This is a genomic window from Neomicrococcus aestuarii (genome assembly GCF_014201135.1).
GTDB lineage: Bacteria > Actinomycetota > Actinomycetes > Actinomycetales > Micrococcaceae > Neomicrococcus > Neomicrococcus aestuarii.
Map to the genome: position 1 here is coordinate 908921 of NZ_JACHDR010000001.1, position 16051 is coordinate 924971.

General features: G+C 59.2%; 11 protein-coding genes. 8 read left to right on the forward strand and 3 right to left on the reverse strand.

What is annotated here, in order from left to right; all coding sequences use genetic code 11:
• Positions 1 to 9: 9 nt before the first annotated feature.
• From HD598_RS04035 to HD598_RS04050, 4 genes are read left to right on the forward strand one after another with little or no spacing between them, the layout of a single operon-like run.
• Positions 10 to 1035 carry a 3-oxoacyl-ACP synthase III gene (locus HD598_RS04035; protein ID WP_183663990.1) on the forward strand — a complete coding sequence of 342 codons (1026 nt, stop codon included), beginning with the start codon at positions 10 to 12 and terminating at the stop codon, positions 1033 to 1035.
• Complete coding sequence (locus HD598_RS04040) at positions 1029 to 3719, forward strand: alpha/beta fold hydrolase (RefSeq protein ID WP_311538946.1); 2691 nt, start codon at positions 1029 to 1031, stop codon at positions 3717 to 3719. Before HD598_RS04035 ends, HD598_RS04040 begins: the two co-directional genes overlap by 7 nt.
• Positions 3716 to 4702 carry an NAD-dependent epimerase/dehydratase family protein gene (locus HD598_RS04045; RefSeq protein ID WP_311538947.1) on the forward strand — a complete coding sequence of 329 codons (987 nt, stop codon included), beginning with the start codon at positions 3716 to 3718 and terminating at the stop codon, positions 4700 to 4702. Before HD598_RS04040 ends, HD598_RS04045 begins: the two co-directional genes overlap by 4 nt.
• 9 nt (positions 4703 to 4711) lie before the next feature.
• On the forward strand, positions 4712 to 5542 hold the full coding sequence (locus tag HD598_RS04050; RefSeq protein WP_183663994.1) for a serine hydrolase domain-containing protein: 831 nt from the start codon (positions 4712 to 4714) through the stop codon (positions 5540 to 5542).
• Here the strand turns inward: HD598_RS04050 and HD598_RS04055 are convergent.
• Positions 5520 to 6230: an ABC transporter ATP-binding protein gene (locus HD598_RS04055; RefSeq protein ID WP_409366196.1), complete on the reverse strand. Its 711-nt coding sequence runs from the start codon at positions 6228 to 6230 to the stop codon at positions 5520 to 5522. The genes HD598_RS04050 and HD598_RS04055 overlap by 23 nt on opposite strands.
• A gap of 199 nt (positions 6231 to 6429) precedes the next feature.
• Entirely contained in the window at positions 6430 to 7323 is an 894-nt protein-coding gene (locus HD598_RS04060; protein ID WP_183663996.1) for an ABC transporter permease, read from the reverse strand.
• A gap of 158 nt (positions 7324 to 7481) precedes the next feature.
• Between HD598_RS04060 and wecB the strand changes: the two genes are divergently transcribed.
• The 4 genes from wecB (at position 7482) to HD598_RS04080 (ending at position 14355) form a co-directional block, all read left to right on the forward strand.
• Positions 7482 to 8627, forward strand: coding sequence for a non-hydrolyzing UDP-N-acetylglucosamine 2-epimerase (gene wecB / locus HD598_RS04065; protein ID WP_071893423.1), 1146 nt, complete (start codon positions 7482 to 7484; stop codon positions 8625 to 8627).
• A gap of 64 nt (positions 8628 to 8691) precedes the next feature.
• Positions 8692 to 9054 carry a hypothetical protein gene (locus HD598_RS04070; protein WP_183663997.1) on the forward strand — a complete coding sequence of 121 codons (363 nt, stop codon included), beginning with the start codon at positions 8692 to 8694 and terminating at the stop codon, positions 9052 to 9054.
• Positions 9055 to 9059: 5 nt separating this feature from the next.
• Positions 9060 to 11774 carry a glycosyltransferase gene (locus HD598_RS04075; RefSeq protein WP_183663999.1) on the forward strand — a complete coding sequence of 905 codons (2715 nt, stop codon included), beginning with the start codon at positions 9060 to 9062 and terminating at the stop codon, positions 11772 to 11774.
• Positions 11764 to 14355 (forward strand): glycosyltransferase, encoded by a 2592-nt coding sequence (locus tag HD598_RS04080; RefSeq protein WP_183664001.1) that lies wholly within the window; start codon positions 11764 to 11766, stop codon positions 14353 to 14355. Before HD598_RS04075 ends, HD598_RS04080 begins: the two co-directional genes overlap by 11 nt.
• Before the next feature lie 76 nt (positions 14356 to 14431).
• On the opposite strand, the gene HD598_RS04085 is transcribed toward HD598_RS04080, so the two are convergent.
• Complete coding sequence (locus HD598_RS04085; RefSeq protein ID WP_183664003.1) at positions 14432 to 15988, reverse strand: glycosyltransferase family 4 protein; 1557 nt, start codon at positions 15986 to 15988, stop codon at positions 14432 to 14434.
• Positions 15989 to 16051 lie beyond the last annotated feature (63 nt).

The following is a 16051-nucleotide window of genomic DNA, read 5'->3' on the forward strand; positions in this document are numbered from 1 at the left end:
GGCGCTCTGTTGGTAGGTAATGCGACGTTTCGGCACGACAACGCGGCGATCGTTTCAGTCAGTGCGGTAGAAGCACCGGTTGTTATGACGTCAGAACAGTTTGACGAGCGGCTCGCCCCCAGCCTGAAACGCCTTCACCTTTCGAAACGGCTCCTCGAGCGCGTTGCCGGTGTGTCCGAGCGACGCTGGTGGCCCGAGAACGTTGACTTCGAAGAAGGCGCTATCAAGGCGGGCAAGGATGCGATCGCGAAGGCGGGCATCGAGCCGCACCAGATCGGGCTGATGATTAACACGTCCGTGTCCCGACGCAATCTTGAACCCTCCGTGGCCGTGCGTATTCACCACGGCGTGGGGTTGCCGTCCTCGGCAATCAACTTCGATGTTGCCAATGCGTGCTTGGGATTCGTCAACGGAATGACGCTGGCCGCGAACATGATCGACTCCGGACAAATCGACTACGCCCTCATTGTGGCGTCCGAAGATTCCCGTCCCACCCAAGAGCTCACGTTCTCCCGCCTCAACAGCGAAACCTCCACGCGCGAGGATTACTTGCGAGAATTTGCCACCCTGACGTTGGGTAGCGGCGCTGCGGCAGCCGTCATTGGACGCCACGATCTCCACCCGGATTCTCACCGCATTGTGGGAGGCGTGTCCCGTGCGGGCACCGAATTCCACGAGCTGTGCGTCGGTGGACCGGACGGCATGTTTACGGACACCAAGGGACTGCTGGATAACGGCCTCAAGTTGGTCGTCGACGCGTGGACCGAAGCCCAAGAGTCCGGCTGGAACTGGCGGGACATGGACCGTTACGTCACCCACCAGGTCTCAAATTCCTACACCAACGCCATCATCAAGGCCGTTGACTTGGTGCGCAACCGCGTGCCCATCACGTTTCCGAAGTGGGGCAACGTGGGCCCGGCTTCCCTACCAATGACCTTGGCTCAAGAGTCTGCGACGCTCAAGAAGGGAGATCGCGTGCTCTGCATGGGGGTAGGTTCCGGCCTGAACACCACCATGATGGAGCTCGCGTGGTAGCCCCGAACGTTTCGCAGCCCAGCGCCGCACTTCCAGGTGCCTCGCTTCCCGGCGTAGATCCTTCGTGGGATCGGTACGTCGAGGTCCTCTCCACCTCATCCGTGGATCCCGCAGGGTCCACCTACCGGTGGCATGTCCTGGATACGCACGCGAACCGTGCGCTGGATCAGGTTGAGGCAACGCTGTTGTGCGTCCACGGAAACCCCACGTGGTCCTACCTCTACCGATCCGTCCTGAAGGTAGCCCAAGAGCGCTTCCCGAACTGGCGCGTGATCGCCGTGGACCAGCTGGATATGGGTTTCTCCGATGACACCGGGCAATCCCGAACCTTGCCGGATCGCATCAACGACCTCGGCGACCTGACTCGGACGCTGGGTCTTGACGAGTCCCCCGTCATCACTGTGGGACACGATTGGGGCGGCATCATCTCCCTCGGGTGGGCGCTTGGCCACCAACCGCAACTGCGCGGCGTCGCACTCCTGAACACCGCCGTGCATCCCGCAGGCTTTACGCTGCCTCCCGCCCTGCAGCTCGCGTTGCACCCCGCCGTGCACCGCTGGGGAACGCAAGACACCTCGGCGTTTATCGACGTCACCATGGCGCTGGCTCAACCCAAGCTCTCCCCCGAAATTCGGGCCGCCTACAAGGCACCCTACGGAAGCCGCGAGCGTCGTCGTGCTGTCCGCCAATTCGTTGCAGACATCCCCGCAACCCCAGCACACCCCTCCCACGCCACGCTGATCGAGGTGGCCGAGGGCTTGCGATCCCTGAGCGTTCCAACGTTCTTCCAGTGGGGCCCCAAGGACCCGGTGTTCTCTGACCGGTACCTCAACGATCTGATCGAGCGCATGCCGCACGCCCGAGTGCACCGCTACGAAGGCGCCAGCCACTTGCTTCCCGAAGACCGGGACATCGCCACGCCGCTCTTGGAATGGGCTGACCAGTTTCCTCGCACCTCAACATCAGCCGACGTTGCATCGCCGCAGCCCGCGTCTAGCGAACCGTTGCGCTTCCTCTCCGCCGAGCTCGAAGCCCGCCGCGAAGACACCACGGTGGCGTCCGCCGATATCCTCCCAGACGGCACCGTCAAGAAGGCCAGCTGGGCCGAACTTTCTTCCCGCGTGGAGCGCCTCGCCGCCGGGCTCTCCACCCTGGGCGCCGGCCCCGGCTCGCGCGTGAGCTTGCTAGTTCCTCCTAGCACCGATCTCACCTCCGTGGTCTACGCGTGCTTGAAGATCGGCGCCGTCATTGTGGTGGCCGACGCTGGTCTAGGAACCAAGGGCCTGAGTCGGGCCATCAATGGTGCACAACCGCAATTCTTGATTGGCATTGAACGCGCCCTGGTCGGCGCGAAGGTGTACAACTGGCCGGGACGCAAAATTGCGGCGCTCCCCTTCAGTGAATCCGTCGCCGGCTCCGCCAAGCGAAAACTCCTGAATGTTGAGAGCGATCTCACCGAGTTGGAACAGCGCGGCCACGATGCGCTGGCTAACGGCTGGACCGCGCCGGCGCTGGATCCTGACGCTGACGCCGCCGTCCTCTTTACGTCCGGTTCCACAGGACCAGCGAAGGGTGTGGTGTACACGCACCGTCAGCTCGCGGCCCTGCGGGATACCATCCAGAACACATACAACTTGCGCGCCGGCACGGGCTTGGTGGCTGGCTTCGCGCCGTTCGCACTGCTGGGACCGGCTTTGGGTGCGGTCTCGGTGACCCCGGATATGGATGTCACGGCTCCGCGCACTCTCACCGCCCGCGCTTTGGTGGACGCCGTAGAGGCGATCGACGCGACGGCTGTCTTCTGCTCCCCCGCAGCACTTGAGAACGTGGTGGCAACCGCCGACAACGTCTCCTTACCGAAGGTCTCGCTGGTCTTGTCCGCTGGCGCCCCCATCCCCGTGCCGTTGTTGGAGAAGGTGCAAACCATCTTCCCGAACGCCACCTTGCACACGCCTTACGGCATGACGGAAGCTCTTCCCATCGCCGATGTCAGCCTGCCGACCTTGAGCGAGGCGCAGTCCTCGGGCACCGAATCTAACGGTGTGTGCGTGGGTCAAGCTGTCTCCGGCGCCACGCTGAAGATTTTGCCGTTCGGCACGCCCGAAGATGAGGTCACCGAATCCGCGTTGACCCAGGATGCCTTCGTGAGCGGCGAAGTAGTGGTGCGCGCGCCGCACGTCAAGGAACGCTACGATCGCCTCGCGCTCACGCAAGCACACAGCGCGCTCATCCCCGGTTGGCACCGCACCGGCGATGTTGGACATTACGACGACGCAGCGCGGCTCTGGATTGAGGGTCGGCTCCAGCACGTGCTCACTACCCCGGAGGGGCCGGTCACGCCGGTGGCTTACGAACTTGCCGCCGAGACTGTGCCAGAGGTGGCGCGCGCCGCGGCAGTTGGCGTAGGACCGGCGGGTACGCAGCAGCTCGTGGTGGCGGTAGAAGTCGACGGAATCAAGGACGGGCTGGCGCCCTCCGGGCTTGCCGACCGCGTACGGGCAGCTATTCAGGCTGCCGTTCCAGATGCAGTACCCGTTGCCGCCGTTCTCACCACGCGTATCCCCACGGATATCCGCCACAACTCTAAAGTCGACCGTGCCGCCGTTGCACGATGGGCCGAAGCAGCACTAGCGGGTGGACGTTTGCCCGCGCGTTTGCCACGCGCCGGAGGGGTTCGCTCGTGAAGATTCTCGTCACTGGCGCCAGTGGAATGCTCGGCGCGGCCGTTGCTCATCTCTTGATGGGGCGTGGGCATGAGGTTACGAGCTTTCAGCGCGGACTGACGAAATCCACCTCAGCGCAGGTGCCGACCAAGCGTGGCTCGGTCGGGGACGCTGCGGCCGTCTCGGCGGCTATCGCGGGCCACGACGCTGTCGTGCATCTTGCCGCCAAAGTGTCCTTCACGGGTGAGTGGGACGAATTCGTCCAAACCAACATTGAGGGAACCCGGAATGTGATCGCCGCCTGCCGCGAGCACGGCGTGCGGGACCTTGTGTTTGTCTCCTCGCCGTCCGTGGCCCACTTAGGAACATCCATCGCTGGCGTCGGCGCCGATCCGGCGGATCCGGTGCACGCGCGCGGCTTTTACGCCCGCTCTAAAGCGCAGGCCGAAATCGAGGCGCTGGCCGCTGATGGCGGCGAGCTTCGTGTGTGCGCGCTACGGCCGCACATCGTCTGGGGTCCAGGAGACACGCAGCTCGTGGAGCGTGTCATGGATCGCGCCGCTGCCGGCCGACTCCCGCTGCTCGATGGCGGACGCGCCCTGATCGATACCACGTACGTTGATAACGCCGCCGAGGCCGTCGTGCGCGGTCTTGAACGCATGGACGTGGTTCACGGGCGCGCGCTCGTGATCACCAACGGTGAGCCGAGGCCGGTCTCTGAAATGATCGCCGGAATTTGTGCGGCGGCCGGCATTGAGCCACCACGGACGGATCTTCCCGGAAGACTCGCACGGCTCGCTGGCCGCGGCGTGGAGAAGGCTTGGCTCGCCGGACTGAAGCGCGGTTGGGTTCAGGATGAGCCACCGATGACGGAGTTCCTTGCCGAGCAACTTTCCACCTCCCACTGGTTCGACCAGCGCGAAACCCAGCGGTTGCTCGAGTGGACCCCCAGCGTGAGCATCGATGAAGGCTTCGAGCGCCTCGCGGCTCATTACCGCCGCTAAGCTGGACGGGTGACTGTACTCGATGCACTTTCTGCCTGGCCCGTAGACCATTCCGCCGCCGCGGTCATCGCGCTCCGTGACGGTGTCCCGCAACTTGTGGAGACCTCCGGTGAGCAGGATCGTACCTTCGCGCTCGCATCAGTGACGAAGCCGCTGGTGGCGTATGCACTGGCGCTGGCGGTTCAGGAAGGTGCCCTGGAGTACGACGACGCCGTCCCCTTCCCTGAGGGCGCTACCGTGAGGCATTTGGTGGCGCACGCGGCGGGGCTGGACTTTGACTCAGACAGGGTTCGCTACGGCTTGGCCGAACGGCGCATGTATTCGAATCAAGGCTTTGAGTATGTTGCTCAGGCTATTGAGACTGCTACTGAGATCCCGTGGCGCGACTACGTTCGCGAAGCCGTGTTTGAGCCGTTGGGAATGACGTCTACCTCGATTGAGGGGTCTCCCGGAGCCGGTGGCATCTCTTCCGCCGCGGACCTGGCGGCTTTTGCTTCAGAGCTGTTGGCTCCCCGACTTTTGGATCCCACAGTGCTGGCTGAGGTGACTTCGGTGCAGTACCCAGGTCTTGACGGGCTCCTGCCCGGCTACGGAACCAAGAAGCCCAACGACTGGGGCCTTGGCTTTGAGATCCGCGACCACAAGTCCCCGCACTGGACGGGCACTACAAACTCGCCACGGACGTTCGGTCACTTCGGCCAGTCCGGCACTTTTGTATGGGTGGATCCAACCATTGGCGTGGCAGCGGTCGTGTTAACGGACAGAGACTTCGGCCCCTGGGCTCAACCAGTGTGGACCGAAGTCTCCGATCAGATCGTTAAGGCGTATTCACCAAGTTGACCGTGATGTCATCGAGGGACTGACGTGCAATCTCACGCAGTTCCTCGAGGCGGGCCTTGCGGTCTCTCGCGAGGTTCCAGGTGTACTTGCGATACGCGGCCAAGACCGTTTCCGGATCGCCGTCCATGAGCAGTTCACCGCGATCCAACCAGATGACGCGGGTACACATGGATTTGATGGTGCTCATATTGTGGCTGACCAAGAACACCAGACCAGCGTTTTCGCGTAGCTGATCCATGCGGTGCTTCGTGCGCTCCTTGAACTGGGCGTCGCCGGTGTTCAAAGCCTCGTCGATCACAATGATCTCTGGGTCAATCGCCGTGGCAATCGCGAAGCGCAAACGCGCGGACATGCCAGACGAGTACGTCTTCATGGGCAAGTACACGGCATCTTCTAGGCCAGAGAGCTCAACGATGGAATCGAACTTCTCTTTGATCTCTTGCAGCGACATTCCCATGGCCAAGCAACCCAAGTAGATGTTCTGGTCGCCGGAGAGGTCTCCCATGAGAGCAGCGTTGACGCCCAGCATAATGGGCGTGGACTTTGCGAGAACCTGGCCGCCGGTCGGTGCAACCTGACCACAGAGGATCTTCGAGAGCGTACTCTTACCAGAACCGTTTCGGCCAATAATGCCCACGGATTCGCCCTTGTAGAAGTCCAAAGTCATGGGCTTTAGCGCTTCCACCATGACCTTTGGCTTCTTGCGCGTCAGCATTCGTCCTACCGCGACGTGCAGTCCTGATTGCGACTCGGCAGAGGCTCCCGAGTTCGACTCGACCGCATAGGTCATCGACACGTTATCGAGAATCACTGCCGGAACAGTAGATCGCGTGACCGGCGTAGGACTTTCGTCCGGATCTTCCGAACCTTCATTGTCATCAATGAGCTCAGGAGTCGTGGCCATAGGATTCCTCCGCCTTCCAAAATACGAGTCCACCGATGATCAGAAGGCCCACGGCCCAACCGCCCAGAATGGCCCAGGATTCCCAAGATGGTAAGCGTTCATACAGGACGCTGTCTCGGACCATGGTCATGGCTTGGTGGAGCGGGTTGAGATTCAGGATCGCAAGCAGCGTGGGGTGATCCACGTAGCGATCGAAGGAATAGAACACTCCGGACATGTACATCCAGATGCGCATCGCGAAGTTGATGATGTTGGAAAAGTCATTCGAAAACGCGACCCAGCGTGCCAGCAAAAGGGAGAGACCCAAGTTAAACAGCGCTTGGAGGGCATAAATCGGAATGATCATGAGCCACATCCATGTGATGTTTTCCACGGGCGGGAAGATCAGAACCATCGCCAACATGGTGATGATCACAGGGAGAAAAGCCATAGTTTCGCGAGTGATGGTGGCGATTGTCAGGGTGGCCCGCGGGAACGTGAAGGCGCGAATGATGGTGGTGTTGCGTGAGATGGATCGAGCACCCGAATTCACGCTGCGTGCCGTCAATTGGTAGGTGAACACACCAATAATCAAGAATCCAATGAAGTTCTCAACACCGCGGCTGGTCTGCAAAAGCAGGCCGAAGATCAGGTAGTAGGACAGGCCATTCAGGATGGGGTTTAGTACCGTCCACAGCGAACCGAGCTTGTCATTGTTATTCGCAGACTGGACTCGAGAACGCGCGTCAAAAAAGATGAAGTGACGGAACTTCCAGATTTCAGCGATGTATGCGAAGAACGGAAGACGTGCCCCGACCCGCTTGAGTACTCGGGTGTTCGCCTCGACCGTACGTGCAACGCCTGGCCTTAGTGGAGGCGGATCTACCGCTTTGCCCATATTTCTTCGCTTTCCGCTCCTGAAACCTGCCGACTGATAATAATACGTCCATAGCCAGCCCCACCGCGGCATGTTATCGCTCGGCCGCGTGCCCGCTGGATATAGTTGAAACGTATCAGTTAGGTTTCCACTTATTGCCGATAGGGGTCGTCTTTTTAATGCGCCCAGTAATTATGCCTATTTACGGCACTCGCCCAGAGGCCATCAAGATGGCTCCCATCATCAAGGCGTTGCAAGAATCAGATCTTTTTGACGTTGACATTGTTGTCACCGGCCAGCATCGCGAGATGTTGGATCAGGTCAACGAACTTTTTGAGATCGTTCCAGACCATGACCTCGCCATCATGCGCCCCAACCAGGGCCTCAGCGGCGTCATGACGCGCACCATCGATGGTCTCGACGAGATCTTCCGCGCTAACAAGCCGGCCGCCGTGATTGTTCAAGGCGACACCACTACGTCCACCGCAGGAGCTATTGCAGCGTTCTACCACGGCATTCCTGTAGTCCACGCTGAAGCAGGACTGCGTAGCTTTGACTTGTTCTCTCCTTTCCCTGAAGAGGCCAACCGCAAGCTCACCTCCCAGATCTCGAGCCTGCATTTGGCTCCCACCAGCGTCAGCAAGCACAACCTGTTGACGGAGAATATCTCGGAAGCAGACGTCGTCGTCACGGGAAATACCGTCATCGACGCCCTGCTCACCACCGTGGGTAAGCAGGTTCCGTTCACGGACTCGGTCCTCGAAGACCTCGCACAGAGCGGCCGCAAGATTCTCTTGGTCACCACGCACCGCCGTGAGAACCAGGGCGATGCCATGCAAGGTGTCGGCCGCGCGCTAGCTCGCATCGCTAAGGCCGAGCCAGATTTGACCATCGTCCTTCCAGCCCACAAGAACCCTGTGGTCCGCGAGGCCGTTCTTCCTCACCTTGAGGGCTTGGACAACGTCATTGTCACGGAGCCACTTGCCTACGGTGAGTTCACCCGCATGCTCTCGCTAGCCAACGTAGTGCTCACGGACTCCGGTGGAGTTCAGGAAGAAGCCCCATCCTTGGGTAAGCCGGTTTTGGTGATGCGCGAGAACACGGAACGTCCTGAAGCTGTTACCGCCGGAACCGTGCGCCTGATTGGCACAGACGAAGAGCGGATCTACGATGAAGTAACGCTGTTACTCCACGATGAGCAGGCTTACGCGAAGATGGCAAACGCCGTCAACCCTTATGGTGACGGTCGTGCCGCAGAGCGCACTGTTGCAGCTATCGCCCAGATGCTCGGTGTGGGCGAACGAATTGATGAGTTCGATCGTTAGAAGATTTCAGGGTTCTGCCCTGCGTCTACTCGCAATAACGAGAAAACACTAGAACGGATTATTAGTGAATCAGGTCAGCACAAGTTCCACGGCTTCCGAGCGTGAAGAGTTTGAGAAACTCCTTCGCGTTGAAATGACGAAGCGTCAGGATCTCCGTCGGGAGCTCTTGGCAGCCTATCGGAAGCAAGACGCTCAGCTCAGCCGCATCCTTGTGCTCGAAGATTTGCTAGCTCACCGCGGTGTGATGTCCTTCGTCGCGGGCAAAGTCCTCAAGGCTTTGCCCGGCGGCGAAGTGCAGTCCAACGTGAAATCCGTGAAGAACATGGCCCGCTCTAAGTCAAAGGCGGCCATCAACAAGTCCAAGGCGGCCGTGAAGAAGTCACAGCGACTTGCTGGTCGCGTTGCCCGCAAAGTGGGGCTTCGTTAATCGCAATGCCACGACTTCCAAGCACCAGCGCTGAACGTGAACTTTTGGGCCGCCGCATCAACGAGTTGTCCAAGGCCCAGAAGGCTGATTCCACTCTCTTAAGGTTTTACGACAACGGCGGTTCCTATTCGCCGAGGGAATTCCGGGTCACCACTGAGCTCTTGCAACCCAACGAGCTCTATCGCGAATCCGTGATGTCTGACGGACTCGCCGATATCCTCCCCGTCTTGCGCGATCGAGTCCACCAGTTGCCGCCGACGAGCGCCGGACGCGCGTATCAGCCGCACACCGCGCGCATCGGCATCATTTCCGATCTCTTCCTCTACAAGAGCTTCGTGGGATTGGCCGATTTTGTGCCCATCACCCCGGATAACTACGCGGAACACCTCGACAGTCTTGATGTGCTGTTGGTGGTTAGCTCCTGGCGTGGCATCGATAACGTGTCTTGGGTGGGTCTTGGCGGAAACTCCCCCACTCGACGGGTCCTGCTGGATGAGATCATTCCCCAGTGCAAGGCCAAAGACATTCCGGTGGTCTTCTATTCGAAAGAGGACCCACCAAACTACGAACGATTCGTCACCATTTCTAAGCACTGTGATCACATCTTCACGAGTGCCGAGGAAATGATTCCTCGCTATCAGCGCGACGCCCCCGATGCGAAGAGCTATAACGTGTTGCCTTTCGGCGTGAACCCGTTGAGCCATTCGCCGATCGGTTCGCGCATGTTCCCGAGCTCTACGGCGTTCTTCGCGGGTTCGTGGTTCACGAAGAAGTACTCCGAACGCGCAAAATGGGGATCTCGCATCCTCGATGGCATCGTGGCCTCGAAGGACTACGAGCTCGTAGTCTTCGATCGCAACTCGACTTTGGATAGCTCCAAATACATCTTCCCCCTGCGCTACAGCCCGTACCTCTACGACGCCGTCAACCATGACTTCCTTCTGGGCCTCCAGCGCAGCACCGACGTTGTGGTGAACCTAAACTCCGTCACAGCTAGCCAGACAATGTACGCAAACCGTGCCGTCGAGCTGCAGGCTTCCGGAACGCTCATCATTTCGAACTACAACCAGGGCCTGAACTCTCACTTCCCGCACATTCACATCGCTAATTCCACCAGCGATGTTCGTCGCATGCTCGATGGCTTGACGTTCGAGGAACTGCGTCGCGTTCAGAGCGCTGGCATTCGTGCGGCGTTTGATTCCGAACTGGCGCTGTACCGCATTGACAAGATTCTGAACGTGGCCGGCATCTTTGAGCAGCGGCCATCGCTGAGCGCTCGCGTAATCCTTGAAGATGCGGACGATCGCCTTCGTGATCAGTTCGCCAAGCAGTCCTTCGGAGCCCTCGAAGTGATCGATTCTGCAGATGCTTCCAACGATCGTTCGGCCGCAGATGTCACCTTGCGAGTCTCCAAGAACTTCGACTACGGGTATGACTACGTGAAGGATCTGGTCAATGCCTTCAAATATGTGGACGCGGATGTGGTTCAGAAACTTCCCGCTTCCCTCGAGATTGAAGACAAGGCGAGCCACTTGTTCAGCGATGCCGTCCGTGAAGAGCACGGCGCTGCTTACTGGACTGGCGCTGGGAACCGTAGCGAAACTACGGTGGCTCAGACAGCAGGTCGCGAATCGAACGCCACCCCAACTTCTGTCTACAGCGTTGACGCTTTCGATTTCGCCCCTCGCGGCGCTGAAAGTATCAGCGTGTCCGCAGGCCAAGGCACTCAACCGCAGCTCTCCGTCGTCGTACCGGTTTACAACAACGGAAATCACTTGCGCTTCAAGTGTTTCGCAAGCCTCAAACGATCCAGCATGTTCAAGGACATGGAAATCATTCTGGTCGACGACGGCTCTAGCGACCTGGGCACCTTGAACACCATTGAGGATTTGGCGCGCGCGTACCCCAACGTACGTACTTACCACTTCCCCACTAGCGGCTCCGGCAGTGCTTCACGTCCACGCAACAAGGGCCTTGAGCTGGCCACGGCTCCGTTCGTCACCTACCTCGATCCGGACAACGAGGCCGTAGAGAACGGTTTTGCCCGCCTCTGGAAGCTCCTGCAAGGTAACGACGCGAACTTCGCGATCGGCAACATGTCCATTTGGCGTGAAGGCTTCCGCATTGCCCGGTACTCGCACTTCCTCAAGAGCACCATGAAGAGCGACGGCGAGTTCCACTACCCCACCCAAAAGACGCTGGTGGACCTCGAATTCCGCGCCATGAGCATTCAGGCTCTGGTGGCTCGGACCGAGTGGCTACGCGGGCTCAAGCTCGAGCAGCCTGTGGGCGCTGTGGGACAGGATTCGTACTTCTTCCAGCAGATGCTGTTCTACGCGGCCAAGATCAAGGTGCTTGACCGTACCATTCACACGTATTACAGCTCGGTGGAAAGCTCTACCGTAAACGCTGTTTCGGTGAAGTACTTCCGTAAGTACTTGCCGCTGGAAATTGCGCGCTCTGAGTGGTTGCGTGAAGTGGGACTGATGGACGCCTACCGCGATCTGAAACTCGAGCAGTTCCTCTCACAGTGGTACTTGGCCAAGCTGAACAAGGTGGCTCCCGAGCATCGCGAAGAGGCCGAGCAAGTGATTGCCGAACTGAGCCGATTGTATGGCGATTACCAGTGGACTGATCCTGCGGTTCTTGAGTTCTGGGAACGCATCAACGCCGCTGAGAAGGCTGAGAAGCAAGGAGAGGAGTCAACCGATGAGCACTAAATCACTGGCTGGATTGGTCAATTCGCTGGCTCACGAAAACTTTGAATCGCTTCAAAATCCCAACCTTGTGGAATCCTTCGTGGACGGTGTCGCCGTCGGCGGCGCCAGCACCAGCGGTGTCTCACTGGCGGAAAAATCTGCACGCTTGCGGCTAGCCAGTGCCATCGCTGAGGATGACCAGTTCCCGGAGTTCGCGGATTTGGCCACGTCGTTGAAGGATTACCGCGAGGCAACTCGCCTGATCAGCCGGGTACGTCTGGATTCGCTCCCCAGCGACACTCGTTCCGCTTTCGAAAAAACCCGAAAGCTTGCCCAGCGGAAGCCTGGCACCAATAACTTTGGGCTCTCCACGAACGTGCATTGGCTTGTGGTGGAGCCTCAGGGCCAGCCGAGCGTCCTGTCCCGCTTCATGAATGAGTCGGCGCATCAGGACCACGCGAGCGTTAAGTTCCGCTCCAGCGCCACGTCGAGTGACCGCGAATCGCTGTTGGACGCAGCTCTCAAGCAGGTTGAGGTTCAGCCCAACACTGTGGTGATTACTCAGGTGGACGGGCAGACGGAATCGGACGCTCTCTGGCTGGCCGGAGCCCTAGGGCTTCCTTCGCTACTTCTTGATGTGGTGGCAAACCCTCGCTCCACGTATGCCGTTTCTCCGGATCGCCTGACAGACGCCGTGGGCTCGAGCCTGTGGAAGCTTTTCCCTTCAACGCTGGTCTCTGTCGAGGACGCTGGACGCCGTGTCTCAGCGACAGATCTGGTGAGCGGTAAGCATTTCCGTCAAAGCTTCACCGATTTCCCGGCAGCTCTGCGTCATTTTGGCGCGGCTGCTGTGGTGGGCAGGGACCTGGAAATCTACGCGCAGTCCAATCCTGATTTCCCGCAGACGTCACGTCCCATTGCGGACTGGATCCGACGCGATATCAAGCGCACTCAGGAACCGTTGAATCTCTGTGCCACCATTCTGGAACGCTTGTGGCATTCGCCGCGAGGCTTCCGTGCGCGCTTGGCTGCGGCTCAGCTCGAGTCATATGTGTGCGAGAACCCGCATAGTGAGCTTGGCCCTGTCTTGGAAAGCGCTCGTTTCCATCAGCATCGGCAGTTTGAAGACCAGATTCGTCTGCGTCGCTTGTTCCAGGCCAACTACTTTGAGGAAGTTCAGCGCCTTGCTACCGAACCGCTTGATCTGAACTCCACGTGGATTCGTGACGAGTCGGTGGCCTCGATTGAGCTTCTCGAGCGGCTTCACGCGTCCAAAACGGTGGCCCAGAACGCCGCTAAGCCAGCCGGAGACGGATCCTCCTCCCCCGTGGTGTGCGTCTTGCATGCGTCCTCGCCGCAGCAGTCTGGCGGCTACGCGATTCGCGCCCACGGAATCTTCAAGGCGCTCAAGCGTCAGGGTGAGGACGTTTATCCTGTGACGCGCCCTGGTTTCCCAGAGGATGCTCGGACGCTCGATGCTGATCTGCCGGTTCCCCCCGCGGACACTCTGGACGAGATCACGTATCACCGTCTCGCTCCCGTTGTCCCACGTGAGCTGGGCGAGGCTCAGTACATGCGGGCGTGCATCGAGCGCTACAAAGAGGTACTGGTTGAGGCAAACGCGTCTGCTCTGCACGTGCGTTCGACCTTCCTCATTGCCGTTCCTGCCATCATTGCAGCGCGCGAGCTGGGGCTACGAACGGTGTATGAAGTCTCCGGTTTGTGGGAACTCGTGTATGAGGCCCGCGAACGTGAAGGCGCCCTGAATGGCCGCACGAACTTCGCGACGTTCTTTGAAAAGACTGCGGTTGATTTCGCTGATCTGGTCATCACCATGAATTACTCCATGATGGATGTGCTTGAGAGCCGCGGCGGGGATCGTTCCAAGATGCGCTTGGCCCCGAACGCCGTAGATATTTCTCAGTTCCAAAGTACGACGACGCCTGCTAGCGATTCCGGCAACCCTGCGGATTCTGCGGCTGCAGTTTCGGCTGCGACAGATTCAGTGGGCACTGATCCGGCGGTTCCGGAGAAGACGACGCTCGGGTATATCGGTTCTGTGGTGGATTACGAGGGCCTCGAGGACCTTGCTGCCGCCGTGGCACTGCTGAAGGAACGCCGTGATGACTTCTCCGTTGTCATTGTGGGTGATGGCCTTGCACTGCCTAGCCTGCAGCAAGCCATCAAGCGCTTCGGCGTGAAGGATCTGATCTCTACCCCGGGGCGCGTTCCGCACTCCGAGGTCAAGGCGATCTATGATTCGATGCAGATCATGGTGTATCCACGTCGTTCCACTCCGGCAACAGACGTGGTGACGCCGCTGAAGCCGTTTGAGGCTCTCGCCACCGGAAAAGCTGTCATCGTCAGCGATGTTCCTCCGCTGAAGGAGATCGCCGGCGAGAATGAGCGCGCCTTGGTCTTCCCGACCGGCGATGCTCGCGCTCTTGCTGAGGCTCTTGAACAGCTGATCGATAGCCCTGAGCGACGCGCTCAGCTGGGCGAGACTGGCCGTGATTGGGTGACGCGGGAGCGTGACTGGTCAACGGTGGTGCGCACGTTCACGGACGCTTACGATGAGCTGCGACAGCAGCCCGCAAACTAGCGAACCTCGAACTAGCCAACGTCTAACCAGCTAGCTTCCAACCAGCTAGCTCGAAATCGGCAATCCCCTGAAGAACCTAGCTTTGTTTCGTGAGTCGCTTTGCTAGGTTCTTCACGCGTTGGGGAGCCGTCGTTATCGGGCGCACGGCTTCGATAGCGTGATGCTTCCACGGGATCTTTCGCTCGCGAAGCTCTTTGAGTTCGGCTTGGAGTTCACGTTGCTGCCGTTGCGCAGAGTCGAGCTCTTTCTCCAGGTATTCTTGGCGCTTCTTCGCGCGGGCAAAACTACCTTCGAACGCTGAGATGCGTTGCGATTTCTTCTCGACGGATACTTCCAAGCCGGCGATCACCGAAGCTTGTGAGCGTAGCTTCTGGGCCGCTGCAAAAAGGGCAGCTGCGAAGGCTTGGTCCATTTCCTCGGCGGCACTCACTGTCATAGATTCACCGGGTTCTACCCCGGCGAACCGCTGAGCGTTTTGTCTCGCAGTACCAGAACCGAAGAGGACGGTGAGCTCATGATCAATAACAGTATCCAGCGAACACGTCTCTCGGATATTCTCCGCGGCGGTCGAGGATAGTCGCATGAAGAGGTTCTGATCCTCGGCCAGCCTCAAGAGGGCACTGGCCAAGGCATCTGCGTCCTCGCTGGGAACGAGCAGGCCGTCTACCTCATGGTGAATGAACTCGGATACCGCAGCGACATCGTTCGCAATCGGAACCAGACCGGAGGACATTGCTTCGCAGCGGGAGACGCCTTGACTGTCGATTCGACCGGGCGCCAAGAAGATCCCGTGGCGGGAGTGCTCGGTGGCGATCTCCTCTGGTGTGAGGAACGCTTGGCGTAGCGTCACTTGTGGGAATGAACGCAGTTCACTCAGTGTGGACTCGAACTGCTCACCATCGCCGATGATGGTGAAGTGAAAGCGTGAAGAGTCTTTGGTCAGTACCTTCTTGATGGCTGACACCAAGAGGTCGTTTCCATAGGCTGCCGAGGTGAAGGGACGAATCGTCAGCACCTGAAACCGTTGCTCTTCCGTTTTGGGCTGATATGTAAAGAGGTCGGTCTGGATTGGGTTGGGGATCACTGCAACAGCTTCTGGGGGAATTCCGGTATCCGGTGCCACCACGTGATCGCGGAAGTGTTTGGAGACCGTGATGAATCCGATGTCCAGCTGATCATCGATCGCGAGTTCTTGGAGAAACTGCTTGCGGTTCTTAAAAGCGGCACGTCTTCGTACCAGCAGCTTATTGATCTTTTCCGGGATCAGATCCGTGTTAAACCAGCGGCGGTACCAGGCCTCAACTTCGAACCCGTGCATCCAAATGAAAACTTTGCGCCCCACCAGCTCGGGGCGAAGGGTGTTGAACCAGCCCTGTGACACAAAGTGAATAGCGACAGCGCTCGGGTTGACAAGACGGATGATCGTGCCGGCAGACTCGGAGGAGGCATGTGTGACAGAGACGCCTTCGAAAGTGGTCTCTGCGGGTTCCGAGGCTGCGGGGTCAATGACAATGACGCGTACGTCTACTCCGCACTTTTGATAGGCCAGCACTCGTGTGTGAACGAAGGCGTTCTGGTATCGGCTCTCGGCGCTCGGGTACTTATTGGTGATAACCGTTACCGATTTCCCCATCACATCAACCAATCAAGCCTCCGGCGTTAAAGAAATGTGGGACGCAACACAAAAGTGCTACGT

Coding starts and splice junctions, on each gene's coding strand:
- HD598_RS04055 (WP_409366196.1), bottom strand. CDS start 6,230: ATGGTGGAAGCGCTAAAGCCCATGACTTTGGACTTCTACAAGGGCGAA.
- HD598_RS04060 (WP_183663996.1), bottom strand. CDS start 7,323: ATGGGCAAAGCGGTAGATCCGCCTCCACTAAGGCCAGGCGTTGCACGT.
- wecB (WP_071893423.1), top strand. CDS start 7,482: ATGCGCCCAGTAATTATGCCTATTTACGGCACTCGCCCAGAGGCCATC.
- HD598_RS04075 (WP_183663999.1), top strand. CDS start 9,060: ATGCCACGACTTCCAAGCACCAGCGCTGAACGTGAACTTTTGGGCCGC.
- HD598_RS04080 (WP_183664001.1), top strand. CDS start 11,764: ATGAGCACTAAATCACTGGCTGGATTGGTCAATTCGCTGGCTCACGAA.
- HD598_RS04085 (WP_183664003.1), bottom strand. CDS start 15,988: ATGGGGAAATCGGTAACGGTTATCACCAATAAGTACCCGAGCGCCGAG.